Source organism: Paraburkholderia sp. PREW-6R (assembly GCF_039621805.1).
GTDB lineage: Bacteria > Pseudomonadota > Gammaproteobacteria > Burkholderiales > Burkholderiaceae > Paraburkholderia.
In genome coordinates, this window is sequence record NZ_CP155074.1 from 1,482,017 (window position 1) to 1,498,210 (window position 16,194).

Genomic DNA, 16,194 nt, shown 5'->3' on the forward strand with positions numbered 1-16,194 from the left:
GCCTGCTGTCTCTGCCCTGCCTTCCATCCATCTGTTTCAGTGATCCATGAGTTCTGTCAGCCGACGCATTGCGCACCTCGACATGGACGCGTTCTACGCGTCCGTCGAACTCCTTCGCTATCCTGAACTGCGCGGCAAGGCGGTCGTGATCGGCGGCGGCCGCAGCGGCACACCGGAGCTACTGGAAGACGGCACGCGCCGCTTCGCGCGACTGCGCGATTACGCGGGACGCGGCGTCGTCACCACGTCCACGTATGAGGCCCGCGCGCTTGGCGTGTTTTCGGCGATGGGCATGATGAAAGCGGCCATGCTCGCGCCGGACGCGATCCTTCTGCCGACGGATTTCGACTCGTATCGACACTACTCGCGGCTCTTCAAGGCGGCCGTCGCCACCTTCACGGATCAGATCGAAGATCGCGGCATTGACGAGATCTATATCGACCTGACCGACGTGCCGGGCGAGCCGCACGAGATCGGCGCGCGCATCAAGCAGGCGGTCAATCAGGCAACCGGTCTCACGTGTTCTATTTGCGTGGCGCCGAACAAGCTGCTCGCCAAGATCGGCTCCGAACTCGACAAGCCCGACGGCCTGACCATCCTCACACCCGCCGACGTGCCGCTGCGCGTGTGGCCCTTGCCGGTGCGCAAGGTGAACGGCATCGGGCCGAAGGCGGCGGAGAAGCTGACGGCGCTGGGCATCGCCACGGTCGGCGATCTCGCGGCGGCGGACGCGGCGCGCCTGCAGAACAACTTCGGCCGCAGCTATTCAGCGTGGCTGCTGGAAGTCGCGCAAGGGCACGACGAGCGGCCGGTGGTGGTCGGATCGGAACCCAAGTCGATGAGCCGCGAGACGACCTTCGAACGCGATCTGCATCCGCGCCATGATCGTCCGGCGCTGTCGAGTGCATTTACCGGCTTATGCGTGCGCGTGGCGGAAGATCTCGTGCGCAAGGGCTATGTGGGCCGGACCGTGGGCATCAAGCTGCGCTACGACGATTTCCGTACGGTCACGCGCGATCTCACACTCGACGAACCCACCGCCGACGCGGCCGAGATCCGCCGCGCGGCGACCGAATGTCTGCGGCGCGTGGAATTGAATCGCAAGCTGCGCTTGCTAGGCGTGCGGGTGAGCGCATTGACGCCGGCCAACGCGCAACCGCTCAGGCAGCGCCGGCCGGTTCAGGCCGATTTGCCCTTCACGAGCGACGAGTAAGCGGGCGTGCCCGCCGTAACCGCCGGCGAGGAACGCAGCGTGGCGCCGTCGGCCCCGGCCTGAGACGCCGCCACGGAAAACGCGAACGTATTGATCCCGTTTTCACTTCTCACCGACACCCCGCCGCGGTGCATCTCCGCAATCGCCTTGACGATCGCAAGGCCGAGGCCGTGGTTTTCTCGGCTATTGGTGCGCGACGCCTCCGCGCGATAAAAACGGTCGAACAGATGTTCCAGCACATCGGGCGCAATGGGCCGGCCCGGGTTTGCGACTTCCACACGCACCTGGTCTTCATCGCGCAGGATCGTCACCGTGATGCGCGCGCCCGGTTCGCAATGCTGGATCGCGTTCATCAGCAGGTTCGTGCATGCGCGGCCGAACAGCGAACGGTTCACGCGCGACAGCGCGTCGCCATGCAATTGCGCGTGAACCCGCGCTTCTTCGAGCGGAATCTCCAGAAACTCCAGGGTGTGCGCCACTTCCGCGGCGAGCGACACTTCCACCAGACCCGTTGCGCGTTCGCCCTGATCGGCACGCGCGAGGAACAGCATGTCGTTGATGATCGCGCGCATCCGCTCGAATTCTTCGAGATTCGATTGCAGCGTATGGCGCAGATCGTCGACGGAACGATTGCGCGTCAACGCCACCTCGGTCTGGCCGATCAGGATCGTGACCGGTGTGCGCAGCTCGTGCGCGACGTCCGCGTTAAACGATTCGAGACGCCCATACGCGCCATCCAGCCGTTCGAGCGCCCCGTTGAACGAGTTCGCCAGGTCATTCAGTTCGAGCGGAAGAGAGGCCGTATTCAGACGCTGTGAGCGGTTGTTTGGACTGACGGCGGACGCGTCGCGCGTGAGACGCGTGAGCGGCGCGAGACCGAGCCGCGTCACCGAATAGCTGAGCAGCAGCACGGCCAGGCTGCCGAGCGCGGACAACGCGGCAAGTGCCGAGCCGAACACGCGCATGGTGCGCACGTTGGGCGAATAGCTCGCTGCCACCTGCAACTGCACGGGCGGCCGCGCACCGTTGGCGGGGATCGTCGCCGTGGCGGTGAGCATGTCCTGTCCGCCGCCCGCCGGCGTGACGCGCGTATAGCCGCCTGGCCAGCTCGTTACCACGTTGCCGTCCACCGGCTTGCCGTAATGAAAATAGGGATCCGCGCCCGACACCGAATATGTGGTGCTGTTGTCGTGCGGCGTCATGTCCGTGAGCTTTTCACGCGCCATGCGCCACTTCTCGGGCGTCACGGCGTGATAGACGATGATGCGCGCGATCTGCGCGCGATCGTCGAGCGATTCACGCAGATGGTGTTCGAGCTGCGTGCGCAGCACCAGAAAGAGACCCGTGCCGACCAGCGTAAAGACGGACAACGCGACGAGCGCGAACATCAGCGCCAGCCGGCGGGCGATGGATCGGTTCATGATTGCTCCGCCTCTTCACGCACTTCGAGAACGTAGCCCATGCCGCGCACCGTATGCAGGAGCTTGGACGGAAACGGGCCGTCGAGCTTCGCGCGCAGACGTTTGATCGCGGTTTCCACGACGTTCGTGTGGCTGTCGAAGTTGACGTCCCAGACGAGTTCGGTAATCGCGGTTTTCGACAGAATGTCCCCCTGCCGGCGCGCGAGCACGCTCAGCAACTGGAACTCCTTGGCGGTTAGATCGAGCCGTACGCCGTCGCGGGTCGCGCGCCGTCCAATCAGATCGACGAACAGATCGCCGACCGAAATCAGCGTGGACTCCTGTGAGCGGGTGCGGCGTGCGAGCGCATGCAAGCGCTCGACCAGTTCGAGGAACGAAAAGGGTTTGGTGAGGTAGTCGTCGGCGCCTTCGCGCAGGCCGCGCACGCGATCGTTCACGTGGTCGCGCGCGGTGAGCATGATGACCGGCGTGGACTTGCGCATGCGCAGCGCCTTGAGCACGCTGAAGCCGTCGCGCCTCGGCAGCATCACGTCGAGCACGATCACGTCATAGTCGAATTCGGTGGCCAGATGCATGCCCTCCTCGCCGTCGAGCGCGACGTCCACGACCCAGCCCTGCTCTGTCAAACCGGAACGTAGGTAATCCACCACCTTCAGTTCGTCTTCAACGATCAGCAATTTCATGCGCGTCCCCTTGTATGTGAATTATACGAAACGCCTTGCAGGCTTTCCCTGCATGCCGCGCTGGGCGCTGCTGTGTCATGGGCCGCCATCGGCTCACTCGGCATGAGCGATCGCCTCGCTCTGCTCCTTTCCGTCTGGTCGCAGGTTGCGCGGCGAAACGTTGGCCTCGGGCGCGCTGCCTTGAGACGCATTGTCGTGTGGCATGTTGCCTTCGGGCATGTCGCCTTGACGCGCATTGCCTTGAGGCGTATTGCCTTGAGGTGTATTGCCTTGGGTCGCGCTGCCTTGACGCGCATTGCCTTCAGGCGCATTGCCTTCAGGCGCATTGCGCTGCGGGGCAATGCTGGTGCCGGAGAGCGCCATGTCCGCATCGGTCCATCCCCCGCCCAGCGCCTTCACGAGCGACACCGACAGCGTCATCTGCTGACCGTGAATCTGCACGTCCTGGCGCTCGCTCGTGAGCAGCGACTGCTGTGCGGTGATGACGTCGAGGAAAGCGACGAGGCCGCCCGAATAACGGTCGTTCGCGAGCGACAACAGCCGCTGCGAATCAGCAACCGCGGCATGCGACTGCTGCGACGCGTTATCGAGCACCGAAAGCCCCGTGATGCCATCCTGCACCTGCTGGAACGCATTGAGCACGGTTTGCCGGTAGTTGGCCTCGGTGGCCTTATAACCTTCACTCGCATACTGCACGTTGGCGGCGCGGCGGCCGCCGTCGAAGAGCACCTGGCCGACGGCCGCGCCAAGCGTCCACATCAGCGTGGGCGCGCTCAGCAGGCTCGCGAACTGCGTCGCCTCCCAGCCGATACTCGGCGTGAGCGTGAGACTCGGGAAGAAGGCCGCCTTGGCGACGCCGATCTGCGCGTTTGCCGCCGCCATCGCCCGCTCGGCCGACGCAATGTCCGGCCGACGCTGCAACACGTCGCTCGGCAGTCCCAGCGGAATGGCCGGCACCTGAAGGTTGACCACTTTCGGATCGATCGAGAACTGCGGCGCCGGCACGCCGACCAGCGCAGCAATCGCATGCTCGTATTGCGCACGCTGGTTGAGTAACAGTTGCGCCTGCAAACGGGTGGAGTCGAGCAGCGATTGCTGCTGCAACACGTCGAGCCCGGAGACCGAGCCGAGATCGTGTTCGGTGGTCACATAGTCGAGAGCCTTCTTCTGCAGGACCACTGACTGGTTCAGCACGTCGATCTCGGCATCGAGCTCACGCAGCGAGAAGTAATCGGTGGCGAGGTCGGTGGTCAGGACGAGGCGCGCGTTGGCGAGGTCGTCGCCGGACTGCTGCGCGGAGGCGACGGCGCCCTCCACTTCGCGCCGTATCCGGCCGAACAGGTCGGTGTCGTAGTCGATCGTGGGGCCGAGCTGGAAATTGTTCTGCACGGTCGACGTAGTCGGCGTCGCGTAATTGGTGAGCGGGCGGCTCTGCGAAATCCGAAAGCGCGAGCCGGCCGCGGCGAGATCCACTTCAGGCACCTGTAGCGCCCGCGTATTGGCAAGCGTCGCTCTGGCCTGCGCATAGTGTGCGCTCGCCGCAGCGAGCGTCTGATTCTGCGCGAGCGCCTGGGTTTCCAGCGTGGCGAGCGTGACGTCGCCGAACGCGCTCCACCACTCGGGCGAGATCGGCGCGTGCGACGGCTGCGCGAGACGCCAATACGAGTCGGTTTGCCACGCGGGCGGCACCGCGGCCTCGGGGCGCCTGTAGTCGGGCCCGACGGTGCATGCGCCCAGCAGCGCTACGGCCGCCGTCGCGGCAAGCGTGACGATAGCCCGGCGCAGAGCGGTCTGCCGCACGATCACGACGCCCCCTTGCCGTTTTTCTTCGGCTGCTCGATCTGCACGTGATCGCCATCTGCAATCGAATCGCTCGGGTTGATGACGACCTTGTCGGTTGCCTCGATACCACTCTCGATCTCAAGCGACTGCCCGAGGTCCTGCGCAATCACGATCTTGTGCAACTGCACGTTGCCGTGGCTGTCGACCACCGCGAGGCGCGGGCCTTCCGCGCGAAACAGCAGCGCGTTGCCGGGCACCATCAGTTTCGCGTGGGCCACCGCGGGCACGGCGACCTGTACGTAGGCGCCAGGCCGCAGTTTGCCGTCGGGATTGGGCAGCGTCACTTCGACCTGCAACGAACGTGTGGGCACATCGATCGCGCCAGCAATGTGCGTGATCATGCCGTGGAACTGCTGCGTCGGCAGCTCGGCCTGCGTGACCACCACGTACTGTCCGACCGACACGTTCTGCGCATAAGCCTGCGGCAACTGGACATACACGCGCAGCGGATCGGACTGTGCGAGCGCGAACAGCGCGCGGCTCGTGCCGCTGCCCGCGTCGATCAGGTCGCCCACGTCGACGTTGCGCTGCGTGATCACGCCCGTAAACGGCGCGACGATCCGCTTGAACGATTCGAGCTGCTGGAGACGCTTCACGTTGGCGTCGGCGGCGGCGAGATTGGCGAGATCCTGCGAATAGGTGCTTTGACGCTCGTCGAGTTCCTGCTGCGAGACGGCATCGCGTTGACGCAATTGCTGCCAGCGATCCAGCGAGCTTTTCGCGAGCCCCAGGCTGGAGCTGGTTTGCTGACGCTGCGCGAGCGCCTGCGCGAGTTCCTGGTCGATTTCCGGCGTATCCAGCACGGCAAGCAACTGGCCCTGCTTCACATGGGCGCCGATATCGGCGTACCAGTGCAGCAGATAACCCGTGGCGCGCGCATAGATCGGCGACTCGACATTGCCGCGCAACGTACCCGGCAGCAGCGTGTTGCCGCCGCCTTCCGTTTGCGTGGGCGTCACCACGTTCACGTACTGCACGGCGTTCTGCTTCGTCGTGGCCGCAACCGAACGGCTTTGCAGCAGATCGGCGATCACCGTGCGCAATGCGCCTGCAGCGAGGAGCGCCAGCACGATCCACACGGCGAGTTTGGCGCGCTTCCACTCACGGTGGCGCGGCGGCAGTGCGTGTCCGCCTTCGGTTTCTCGCGAGGGAATCGCTAGCGATGCATGGGTCTTTTCGGTCATCTCGTTCAACCACCTAATTTCAGCCAGTTCAGTCGGCCGCGCACATGCGGCGGGCGTTCGTCGTTCGGGTTACGCGGGCTGGCCCGCGCCTTCGTGATCGGGCGCGGGACCGTCACTGCCATCGTGACTGCCCTGACCGTCGCGCTCGCGCGCGTCACGGCCCGGGTCGCCGTCTCGCCGTGCGCCGCGCTCGCCGCCGCGCTTGCCGCCGCGCCCGTCGTCGGCGCCGCCGCTGCCGCCGCCATTGCCGCCGTCATTGCCATTGCCGCCCCCATTGCCGCCATTGCCATTTTCGCCGTCGTTGCGGTGGCGGCGAGCGAGGCGTGTGTGAATGCCTGCAAACAGCAGCGGCACGAAGAACAGCGTGGACACGGTCGCGAACAGCAATCCGCCGATCACCGCACGGCCGAGCGGCGCATTCTGCTCGGCGCCTTCGCCCAAACCGAGCGCCATTGGAATCATCCCGATGATCATCGCGAACGCCGTCATCAGCACCGGCCTGATCCGGCTCGCGCCGGCCTCGAGCGCGGCGGTGAGGGGCGGTGCGCCGGCGGAGAGCCGCTGGCGCGCGAACGCCACCATCAGGATACTGTTGGCCGTGGCGACGCCCATCGTCATGATCGCGCCCGTCAACGCCGGCACGCTCAGATGCGTGCCCGTCAGAAACAGCATCCACACGATGCCGGCAAGCGCCGCGGGCAACGCGCTGATGATGATGAGCGGATCGATCCACGACTGGAAATTCACGACGATCAGCAGATACACGAGGACAATCGCCATCGCCACGCCGAGCCCGAGTCCGAAGAAGGAACTGCGCATCGTCTGTACCTGGCCGCGCACCGTGATCTGACTGCCGCGCGGCAACGCCTTGCGCGCGTTGTCGACGAGCTTGTCGACCTGATTCGCGACGCTGCCCAGATCGCGGTTTTCAACGCTCACATACAGATCGATCACCGGCTTGATGTTGTAGTGCGTGACCTCGGCGAACTGGCTTTGCGGCGCGACCCGCACGAGGTTGCCGAGCAGTTGCGTCGGGCCCGTGGTCGAGCTGGAGACCGGCGTGCGCAGCAATTCGTCGATCGACGAAATCTGATACTGCGGCGTCTGCACCGCAACGTTGTATTCCACGCCGTTGCGGTTGTTGAACCAGAAACCCGGCGACGTCTGCGAGCTGCCCGACAGCGAAATCAACACGTTCTGCGCCACATTGTTCGCGTTCAGATTCAACTGCTGCAAGCGCGTGCGATCCATCTGCAGATTGATGACCGGTTCATCCAGTTTCTGCTGGATGTGCGTGTCCACCGTGCCGGGAATCATCCGCACTTCCTTTAGCAGCTTGCGCGCGACGTCGAAGTTGCCCTGCTGGTTCGCGCCGGAAATCTGCACGTCCACCGCGGCCGGCAAGCCGAAGTTGAGAATCTGCGTGACGATATCGGCCGGCTGGAAAAAGAATTCCGTACCCGGAAAACGTTGTGGCAACAACGCGCGCAGCTTGTCCATATAGATCTGGCTCGGCTTGTGGTCTTCGCTCAGCGCGACCTGAATTTCGCCGTCGAGCGTGCCGATCGTGCCCGCGTTGCTGTACGAGAGATTGATACCGCTGTACGGCAAGCCAAGGTTGTCGAGAATCGTGCCGAGTTCCTTTTGCGGCACCACCTCGCGGATCACTTTTTCGACCTGGTCCGCAAGGCGCGCGGTTTCCTCGATCCGGGTCCCGGTCGGCGCGCGCATATGCAGCCGGATGTCACCCGCGTCGACGTTCGGGAAAAAGTCTTCGCCCAGCACGAAGACGAGGCCCATCGAAATCACGCAGAAGCCGAGAAACACGGTGCCGAATGTCGCGCGACGCACCAGAAGGCTGCTGAGAATCATGATGTAACCGGCGCGCATGCGCTCGAAGCCGCGGTCGAAACGCTGGTACAGACGCTGGAACAGATTCGGCTGGGCGTCGCCTTTGGCTTTGTGCGCGTGGCCCATCAGCAGCATCGCGAGGGTCGGCACGAGCGTACGCGAAAGCACGTACGAGGCCAGCATTGCGAACACCACCGCTTCGGCGAGCGGCACGAACAGATACTTCGCGACGCCAGTGAGGAAAAACATCGGCACGAACACGATACAGATACACAGCGTCGACACCAGTGCAGGGACCGCGATTTCGCCCGCGCCTTCCAGAATCGCTTCGTGCAGATCCGTGCCCATATGCAAGTGCCGTTCGATGTTTTCGATCGTCACCGTGGCGTCGTCCACCAGAATACCGACCGCGAGCGCGAGGCCGCCGAGCGTCATGATGTTGATGGTCTGCCCGAGCGCGTGCAGCGCGATCAACGAGGACAGAATGGACAGAGGAATCGAGATGGCGATAATGCAGGTGCTGCGCCAGTTGCCGAGAAAGAGCAGGATCATCGCCGCGGTCAGCGCGGCGGCGACCAGTGCTTCGCGCACCACCCCCTGCACGGCCGCCTTGACGAACACCGACTGATCGAACAGCGCCGAAATGTTCAGATCGGGCGGCAGCGAGGAACGCGCCGACGGCAACAGACCTTTTAACGTGTTGACGATCGACAACGTGGACGCGCTGCCGTTTTTCAGCACGGACATCAGCACGCCGCGATGCCCGTCCTGCCGCACGATATTGGTCTGCGGAGAGTAACCGTCGCGCACGTGGGCGACTTCGCGCAGATACGTGGTCGCGCCATTCAGCGTGCGCACCGGGATATCGTTGAGCCCCTCCACCGTGGCGGGCGAGCCGTTCATGTTGATCGTGTATTCCTTCGGCCCGATCTTGGCCGTACCGGTCGGCAGAATCAGGTTTTGCGCGTTGAATGCGCTCACCACGTCGGATGGCGTCAGCCCTTTGGCAAGCAACGCGCGCGTGTCGAGGTCGACCGAAATCAGCCGGGATTTGCCGCCGTACGGATACGGCACCGCCGCACCCGGAATCGTGACGAGCTGCGGGCGCAGGAAATTCAATGCGGTGTCGTTCAGATCCTGCTCCGAAAGCTTCGGACTCGACAGCCCGAGCTGGATCACCGGAATACTGGAGGCCGAATAGCTGAGCACGAGCGGCGGCGTCGCCCCTTGCGGCATCTGCTTGAGCTGCGCCTGTTCGACGGCAACGGTTTGCGCAATTGCCGTCTGAATGTTTGCGGTCGGCTGCAAAAACACTTTCAGGACCGTGATACCGGCAAGCGACTGCGACTCGATGTGCTCGATGTCGTTGACGGTGGTCGTCAGACTGCGCTCGTTGACCGACGTAATCCGATTCGCCATGTCTTCGGCGGACAGGCCCGTGTACGTCCAGATAATGCTGACGACCGGGATGTTGATTTCCGGCAGCACGTCAACGGGCGTGGTGAACAGCACGAAGGGCGTCGCCAGCAGGATCAGAATGGCCATCACGATGAACGTGTAAGGCCGTTTAAGCGCTACGTTAACAATCCACATGAAACGCGCCCGAGAAGATGCAGGTAGGGAATGGGTAAGTCAGCGCTATGCTAGATCGGTGGCACCAACGCCTGCATGGCGCGAAAATGGCCGGTTTGTCAGGAAGGTTAGTGTAAGAATGAATGATCGTCCAACGGCCATGGGACTCGCCGGAAGCGAACGCGCGATCGCCCAGGTGAAGCGAGCTTAACGCGCCGTTTGTCGCGGTGGAAGCGATGTCTCGCAACGAACGCCGCGAGACATGCGTTTAGACAGACGGATGAAAAGTACGGCGGATTACCGAGCCCTACTTTGCGAATAGCGACGACATATCCGCAAACGCCTTGAATTCCAGCGCATTACCCGACGGGTCCAGGAAAAACATGGTTGCCTGCTCGCCGACTTCGCCCTTGAAACGCACGTGCGGTTCGATGATGAACTCGATCCCCGCGGCGGTCAGCTTGTCCGCGGCCGCCTGCCATTGTTCCATTGATAGCACCGCGCCGAAGTGACGGACCGGCACGGCGTCGCCATCCACCTTGCTGGTTTGGCGGTGGCCAATCTCTTCCGGCGCGAGATGCGCGACGATCTGGTGGCCGTAAAAATTGAAATCGACCCACGTGTCCGAACTGCGGCCTTCCGGGCAGCCAAGCAGTTCGCCGTAGAACGCGCGCGCCGCCGCAATGCTGTGAACAGGAAACGCAAGATGGAACGGCGGTACGGCGGATTGGGCAGCACTAGGGGGAACAGTCATGGGATCACTCGCTCGTTGCAGGAATAAATATCCACGAGTTTAACCATGAATAAAAGTGGTCGAAAACGATATATATTTGACCTGACCATCATCAGAATCGATCAATCTACCCATGCTCAACGAACTCAGAACGCTTATCGCCGTGAGCCAGAACGGCACGTTCTCCGGCGCGGGCGCACGCATTGGCCTCACCCAATCCGCGGTGAGCGCGCAGATGCAGCGGCTCGAAGCAGAACTCGGGTTCGTACTGTTCGATCGGACCGGACGCTCGGCCACGCTGAACGAAGCCGGCCGCGAAACGCTCGCCCTCGCCGAGGAAATCATGACGCTCTATGCGCGGCTGTCGGAACGCGGCGCGGCCGCAGCCGAGAGCGGCTTGCTGCGCATAGGAGCGATTGCGTCGGCGCAGACCACGTTTCTTGCAGACGCATTAGCGCGTTTTCACGTGGAGCGGCCGGGTTGGCGAATCCGCGTGGTGCCGGGCGTCTCGCTCGGCTTGCTTGGCCAGGTGGATTCCGGCGAACTGGATCTTGCCGTCGTCATCAAACCGCCGTTTGCGCTGCCGTCCGAGCTCGAATGGCGCGCACTCGTCAACGAACCGTTCATGCTGCTGGCTCCCAAAACGCTTTTGCGCCACAAGGGCAAGACTGCTGGAAATGGCCACGGCGAACAGCCGGGCTGGCGCGATCTGCTGCGCAGCAAGCCGTTTATCCGCTATGACCGGACGTCGTTCGGCGGACGGCTGGTCGATCGGTTTCTCAGGCGAGCGCGACTGAACGTCCAGGACGTGATCGAACTCGACGAGTTGCAGGGCATCGTCGAGCTGGTTGCGCGTGGCGTCGGCGTGGCGCTGATCCCGGCCAGCGCCGCGCTTGGCAAATGGCCGGCCAGTGTCGTGGCGCTCGACCTCGGCGACGCCGCGTTTCACCGGGAAATCGGTCTGGTGCAGCGGCGGGAGCGCAGCCGGCAGCCGGTGGCGGGCGCGCTCGCCGACTGCATCGGTAAGGCGGCCGGTGGCTGATTGTTACGCCGCGCGCGGCGTCAACTGTCTCTGTGAGAACTGAAGCGAGGCAGGCAGACTCGTCGTTCAAGCGTCGAATGATCCGCGCGAAGGAGCGCGCATTCCGCTGACCAATTCCCGTCCGAGGTTTAATCCATGACGCCCAGCAGCTTCCTCACCGCCGACGTTCTGATCGCCTACGGCGCCTACTTCGTCGGCACGGCGAGCCCGGGACCGAGCAATCTCGCGATCATGTCGCTTGCGATGAGTTCAGGCCGGCGCGCCGCGCTGACGTTCGCGCTTGGCGTGGTGTCGGGCTCGTTCTTCTGGGCGCTGCTCGCGCTGCTGGGTTTGTCGGCGGTACTCGCCGCTTATTCGCCATGCCTCGTGGCAATCAGGATGGCGGGCGGCCTCTATCTGCTGTGGCTCGGCTTTAAATCCGCGCGCTCCGCGTTCAGCAACGACACGCTGCCCGCAGGCACGACCCGACTGGACGAGCCACTCAGACGCCTCTACCTGCGTGGGGTGGTGCTGCATCTGACCAATCCGAAAGCGATTCTCGTGTGGACGTCGATCGTCTCGCTGGCCGTTTCGTCCGCGGGCGGCGCGTCGCACATGGCACCAGTCGTGCTCGGCTGCATGTGCATTGGCGTCTCGGTGTTCAGCAGCTACGCGATGCTGTTCTCGACCGCCTCTGCACGGCGCACGTATGCGGCGATCCGGCACTGGCTCGACGGCTCGCTGGCGATCATGTTCGGTGTGGCCGGCCTGAAGATGCTGACGTCGAAAAGCTAGGCACGCCGGCGCGGTTCGCCTGCTCTGCGATACTGTGGCCTCGACAGACAGCACGAGCCCACGAACACAATGAGCGGTCGCCTTATTCCACATTTCGGCAGCAGCCACTCGCCGCTGCAAAAGCGGCTTTACCTCGCCGGTGTGATCGCGCTACTCGGCGGCCTGATCGCGGCGGTCGTCATCTATATCGCGGCGCCCGCGCCGGACAGCGCCGTCTCCCTCTACAGCATCGCCGATCCGCGCTATCAGATCGAATTGCAGCGAATCGGCGGCAACGCCGCGGTGCTGATGGCGCAGTTTCACCAATGGTTCAATGGATTGTGGCACGGCACCGCACTCGCTTTTACTGTGGCCGTACTGGGCATGGCGATCGCGGGCTTGTGCTTTTTCACCGGTTACTTCTTCGCCTACCCCGACTCCGATACCGTTGCCGACAGCGACCGCCCCCGCCACGACGACACACCGCAGCGCTAGCGCCCTTCATCATGGCGCCGCGCCGTTTGCGCCCTGCACGAGGTCGGCCTCGCGTGCACCCGGCTCTTTCACGCCGGCCGAGTGCAGCGCTTCATGCAACGTGCCAAAAATATGGTCGGGCTCGACGATCGGGGTAATTCCGTGCCGGTCCATATCGGCTCGCAGGTAGCGATTCACGCGCGCGAACAGCACGTTGATGCCGCTGCGCTTGAGCGTCTCGCACAACTCGCCGACCGAACGCGCCGCCGAGTAATCGAGGTCGGTGATCGCGCTTGCGTCGACCACGAAACACTGCACCGCGTTTGGCGCCTGGTCGATCAGGCGCCGGGTATCGTCGACGAAAAAATGGTCGTTCGCGTAAAACAGGTCGGCGCCGAAGCGGTAGACGATCAATCCAGGCGCCGTCTGCAAACCCGGCGTGGCGGGCACCGGCACCCAGATGCCGTTATCGCCCGGCGCGAGGATCATCGTGTGGGGCCGGTAACTGTGGCGTACATGACGCAGCAGCGACAATGCGACTGCCACGAGAATCCCGTGTTCGACACCGATCAGCACCACCGCCGCTGCAGTGAACACCGCAAGCGTGAACTCGCCGGGACTTTCGCTGCGGATCGCCAGCAGCGTTTTCCAGTCGATGAGCCCGATCGCGATCGTGAAGACGATGCTTGCCAGGATACAGTGCGGCAGATACTGCAGAAAGCGGCTAAAAAACAGCAGCACGACCACCACGACGACCGCGAAGGCGAGCTGGGCGAACTGGCTGCGCGCGCCGGCGAGATCGGCCATCGCGGTCTGCGTGGGGCTGCCGTTGACCACGAATGCGCCGGAAAACGCCGCCGCCGCGTTGGCTGCGGCGATGCCGAGCAGATCGGCGTTGGTATCGACTGATTCCTGATGGCGCTCGGCGAACACACGGCTCGCGGCGGCGCTCTGCGCAACGATCATCACGAAACACGATGCCGCTACCGGCAACAGATCGAGCGTCTGTTCCCACGTGACCGACGGCACCCGCAGCGGCGGCAACCCGCCCGCCACGGGGCCAAGCACGGCAATGCCGCGCGCGGCGAATCCACCCAGGTCGCTTGCGGCGATACCGGCGACCACGGCGATCAGCGGCGCGGGCACTCGCGGCAGATATCGCTTGCAAACGAGAACGGTGGTGACAACAAGCAGTGAAATCGCCAGCGTCCACGGTTGGATGCGGGCCGCCTCACGCACCACGAGCAGGAGCTGATCAACGCTGCGACTGGCATGCGCTGCAATGCCCAGCATGTCGCCCAGCATCGCAATGCCCACCTGCACGCCCACACCCGCGAGAAAGCCCACCAGCACCGTGCGCGACAGAAAGTCCGCCAGAAAGCCGAGTTTGAAGACTCGCGCGATCAGGAGCAACACGGCCGTCAGCAACGCGACCATTGCGGCAAGGGACGCGTATTCGACGCTCGACGCCGGCGCCATGCTCGACAGGCGGCTCGCGAAGATGGTCGCGGTGGCGGAGTCGGCAGCCACGACGAGATGCCGCGACGCGCCGAAGAACGCAAACGCAATGAGCGGCAGAAAGACGGTGTACAGCCCGGTCACGGCCGGCATGCCGGCGATGCGTGCATAACCGAGCACCTGCGGTATATCCATTGATGCGAGTTGCACACCGGCAAGCGCGTCGCGCGCCGCCGACAAGCGAGTCAGCGGCAGCAGGCCTTTCAGCAGGCCCAGGCGCGCTTTGATGTCCAACAAGAATTGCCGCATACGCGATACCGCCTGAGTTCCGGGTTATCGCACATCGTGCCCTGATCGGGCACATGACGGCAAGTGAAGACAAGCGAAGATGCGTTAAGACAAGTTAAGACAGGCGCAGACAGAAGGAGATGCGGGAGCACGCGAGGGCACGTGATCGTGGAGACGCGGTGAAGCCGGGGCAAAGCGTACAAAGAGACGACTCAGCGCCTGAAGTGACCCGTAAGCGGATCGACGTGCCGTGCAAAGCCAAACAGCGCCGCAATGCAGATCGGGAAGACAAACAGAAAAACGGCCAGCATCCCTCACCCCGTAACATAGTGTTGCGGGCAAGTTTAAGCGATACGCAAGCCGTGTGAATGAGGAGAAACCGCAAAGCACTATTGACTCCGGTCACGACATGCCCGTGCGCGGCGGCCTGCCAGGTGCCGGCACGCGCGCACCGAACAACGGTCACTCAGTGCGCAAACGTGTGACGTTGCGTGCCGCGCAAAGGCAAACATTTGCGCATTTGTCATCTGGTCAATCGCTTTGGCACGCGGGATGGGCGATGCGGTGATCGGCCGCGGGTAGACGACTTCCTCTATGAGTTTTGCTGTATGTCCCGGCGCGTTCATGGCGGGCGCTTTCACGCCGGCGCGCCCGTGCCCGCGCCGCCCCGTATAATCGGGCATGACCCAAATCTCACATTCTCCACGTCCGCAGTTCGCCGCGCACGGTCGCCGCGCGTCCCGTCGCCGTCTGGCGGCCGTATGAAAACGCCTAAGCGCCTCGTTCCACTCGTCGAAGAAGGTTTGATCGACGAAGTCATTTCACAGCTGATGAGCGGTAAGGAAGCGACCGTCTATGTCGTGCGTAGCGGCGACGCCACGCGTTGCGCAAAAGTCTACAAGGACGCGAAACAGCGCAGTTTCCGCCAGGCCGCCTCGTACCGCGAGGGACGCAAGGTCAAGAACAGCCGCGAACAGCGCGCAATGGAAAAAGGCAGCCGCTACGGCCGCGAAGTGCAGGAACAGGCGTGGCAGAACGCCGAAGTCGACGCGCTGTTCCAGCTCGCCAACGCCGGCGTGCGCGTGCCGCAGCCCTTTATCTGCACCGACGGCGTGCTGCTGATGGAACTCGTGACCGACGCGCACGGCAATGTCGCGCCGCGTCTGAACGACGTTGAAATGAGCGAGGCGCGCGCGCTCGAACTGCATGCGCGACTACTCAACGAAGTGGTGCGGATGCTCTGCGCAGGGATGATCCACGGCGATCTGTCCGAATACAACATTCTGCTGGCCGAAGACGGCCCGGTCATCATCGATCTGCCGCAAGCCGTGAACGCGGCCGGCAATCTCGAAGCGCCTGCCATGCTGGAGCGTGACGTCGACAACCTCGCCGCGTATTTTGGCCGCTTCGCGCCCGCACTTCTCGAAGCCAGCTACGGCAAGGAAATCTGGGCGCTGTACGAGGCCGGCGCATTGCACGTAGATACGCCACTGACCGGCCGTGTCGAACAGGACACGACTCCGGTAGACCTGGAAGCCGTGTTGCAGGAACTCGAAGACACACGTCTCGAAGAAGAAGCGCGACAACGCCACGAGCAATCGCTGCGCAGCGACGCTTGAACCGTGGCGTTGTTTGGCCCTTGTTTGGGCTGGGCTAACGCGATTGGCCTGATTTAACGCG

At 63.6% G+C, this 16,194-nt stretch carries 12 protein-coding genes; 5 read left to right on the plus strand and 7 right to left on the minus strand.

The window, feature by feature from the left end:
* Positions 1 to 46: 46 nt before the first annotated feature.
* Positions 47 to 1,213, plus strand: a complete 1,167-nt coding sequence (dinB, locus tag AAGS40_RS21785; RefSeq protein WP_345814915.1) for a DNA polymerase IV — start codon at positions 47 to 49, stop codon at positions 1,211 to 1,213.
* On the opposite strand, the gene AAGS40_RS21790 is transcribed toward dinB, so the two are convergent.
* From AAGS40_RS21790 to AAGS40_RS21815, 6 genes are all read right to left on the minus strand, one after another.
* Positions 1,180 to 2,634: a heavy metal sensor histidine kinase gene (locus AAGS40_RS21790; protein WP_345814916.1), complete on the minus strand. Its 1,455-nt coding sequence runs from the start codon at positions 2,632 to 2,634 to the stop codon at positions 1,180 to 1,182. The two genes, dinB and AAGS40_RS21790, sit on opposite strands and share 34 nt — an antisense overlap.
* Positions 2,631 to 3,317, minus strand: coding sequence for a heavy metal response regulator transcription factor (locus AAGS40_RS21795; protein ID WP_345814918.1), 687 nt, complete (start codon positions 3,315 to 3,317; stop codon positions 2,631 to 2,633). Before AAGS40_RS21795 ends, AAGS40_RS21790 begins: the two co-directional genes overlap by 4 nt.
* 93 nt (positions 3,318 to 3,410) lie before the next feature.
* Complete coding sequence (locus AAGS40_RS21800) at positions 3,411 to 5,117, minus strand: efflux transporter outer membrane subunit (protein ID WP_345814919.1); 1,707 nt, start codon at positions 5,115 to 5,117, stop codon at positions 3,411 to 3,413.
* Positions 5,118 to 5,119: 2 nt separating this feature from the next.
* Entirely contained in the window at positions 5,120 to 6,343 is a 1,224-nt protein-coding gene (locus tag AAGS40_RS21805; RefSeq protein ID WP_345814920.1) for an efflux RND transporter periplasmic adaptor subunit, read from the minus strand.
* A gap of 69 nt (positions 6,344 to 6,412) precedes the next feature.
* Positions 6,413 to 9,787, minus strand: coding sequence for an efflux RND transporter permease subunit (locus AAGS40_RS21810; protein ID WP_345814921.1), 3,375 nt, complete (start codon positions 9,785 to 9,787; stop codon positions 6,413 to 6,415).
* A gap of 286 nt (positions 9,788 to 10,073) precedes the next feature.
* The gene (locus AAGS40_RS21815) at positions 10,074 to 10,520 is read right to left on the minus strand and encodes a VOC family protein (RefSeq protein WP_345814922.1); all 447 of its coding nucleotides are present in this window, start codon (positions 10,518 to 10,520) and stop codon (positions 10,074 to 10,076) included.
* Between the two features lie 112 nt (positions 10,521 to 10,632).
* On the opposite strand from AAGS40_RS21815, the gene AAGS40_RS21820 reads away from it, so the two are divergent.
* The 3 genes from AAGS40_RS21820 (at position 10,633) to AAGS40_RS21830 (ending at position 12,789) form a co-directional block, all read left to right on the plus strand.
* A complete protein-coding gene (locus AAGS40_RS21820) occupies positions 10,633 to 11,541 on the plus strand; it encodes a LysR substrate-binding domain-containing protein (RefSeq protein ID WP_345814923.1) in 909 nt (302 codons plus the stop codon).
* Positions 11,542 to 11,676: 135 nt separating this feature from the next.
* Entirely contained in the window at positions 11,677 to 12,315 is a 639-nt protein-coding gene (locus AAGS40_RS21825; RefSeq protein ID WP_345814924.1) for a LysE family translocator, read from the plus strand.
* Positions 12,316 to 12,384: 69 nt separating this feature from the next.
* Positions 12,385 to 12,789, plus strand: coding sequence for a hypothetical protein (locus AAGS40_RS21830; protein ID WP_345814925.1), 405 nt, complete (start codon positions 12,385 to 12,387; stop codon positions 12,787 to 12,789).
* A gap of 9 nt (positions 12,790 to 12,798) precedes the next feature.
* On the opposite strand, the gene AAGS40_RS21835 is transcribed toward AAGS40_RS21830, so the two are convergent.
* The gene (locus AAGS40_RS21835) at positions 12,799 to 14,535 is read right to left on the minus strand and encodes a SulP family inorganic anion transporter (RefSeq protein ID WP_345814927.1); all 1,737 of its coding nucleotides are present in this window, start codon (positions 14,533 to 14,535) and stop codon (positions 12,799 to 12,801) included.
* A 740-nt stretch (positions 14,536 to 15,275) separates the two neighbouring features.
* Here AAGS40_RS21835 and AAGS40_RS21840 point away from each other — a divergent pair.
* A complete protein-coding gene (locus tag AAGS40_RS21840) occupies positions 15,276 to 16,133 on the plus strand; it encodes a PA4780 family RIO1-like protein kinase (RefSeq protein ID WP_345814928.1) in 858 nt (285 codons plus the stop codon).
* The last annotated feature ends 61 nt before the right edge of the window (positions 16,134 to 16,194 follow it).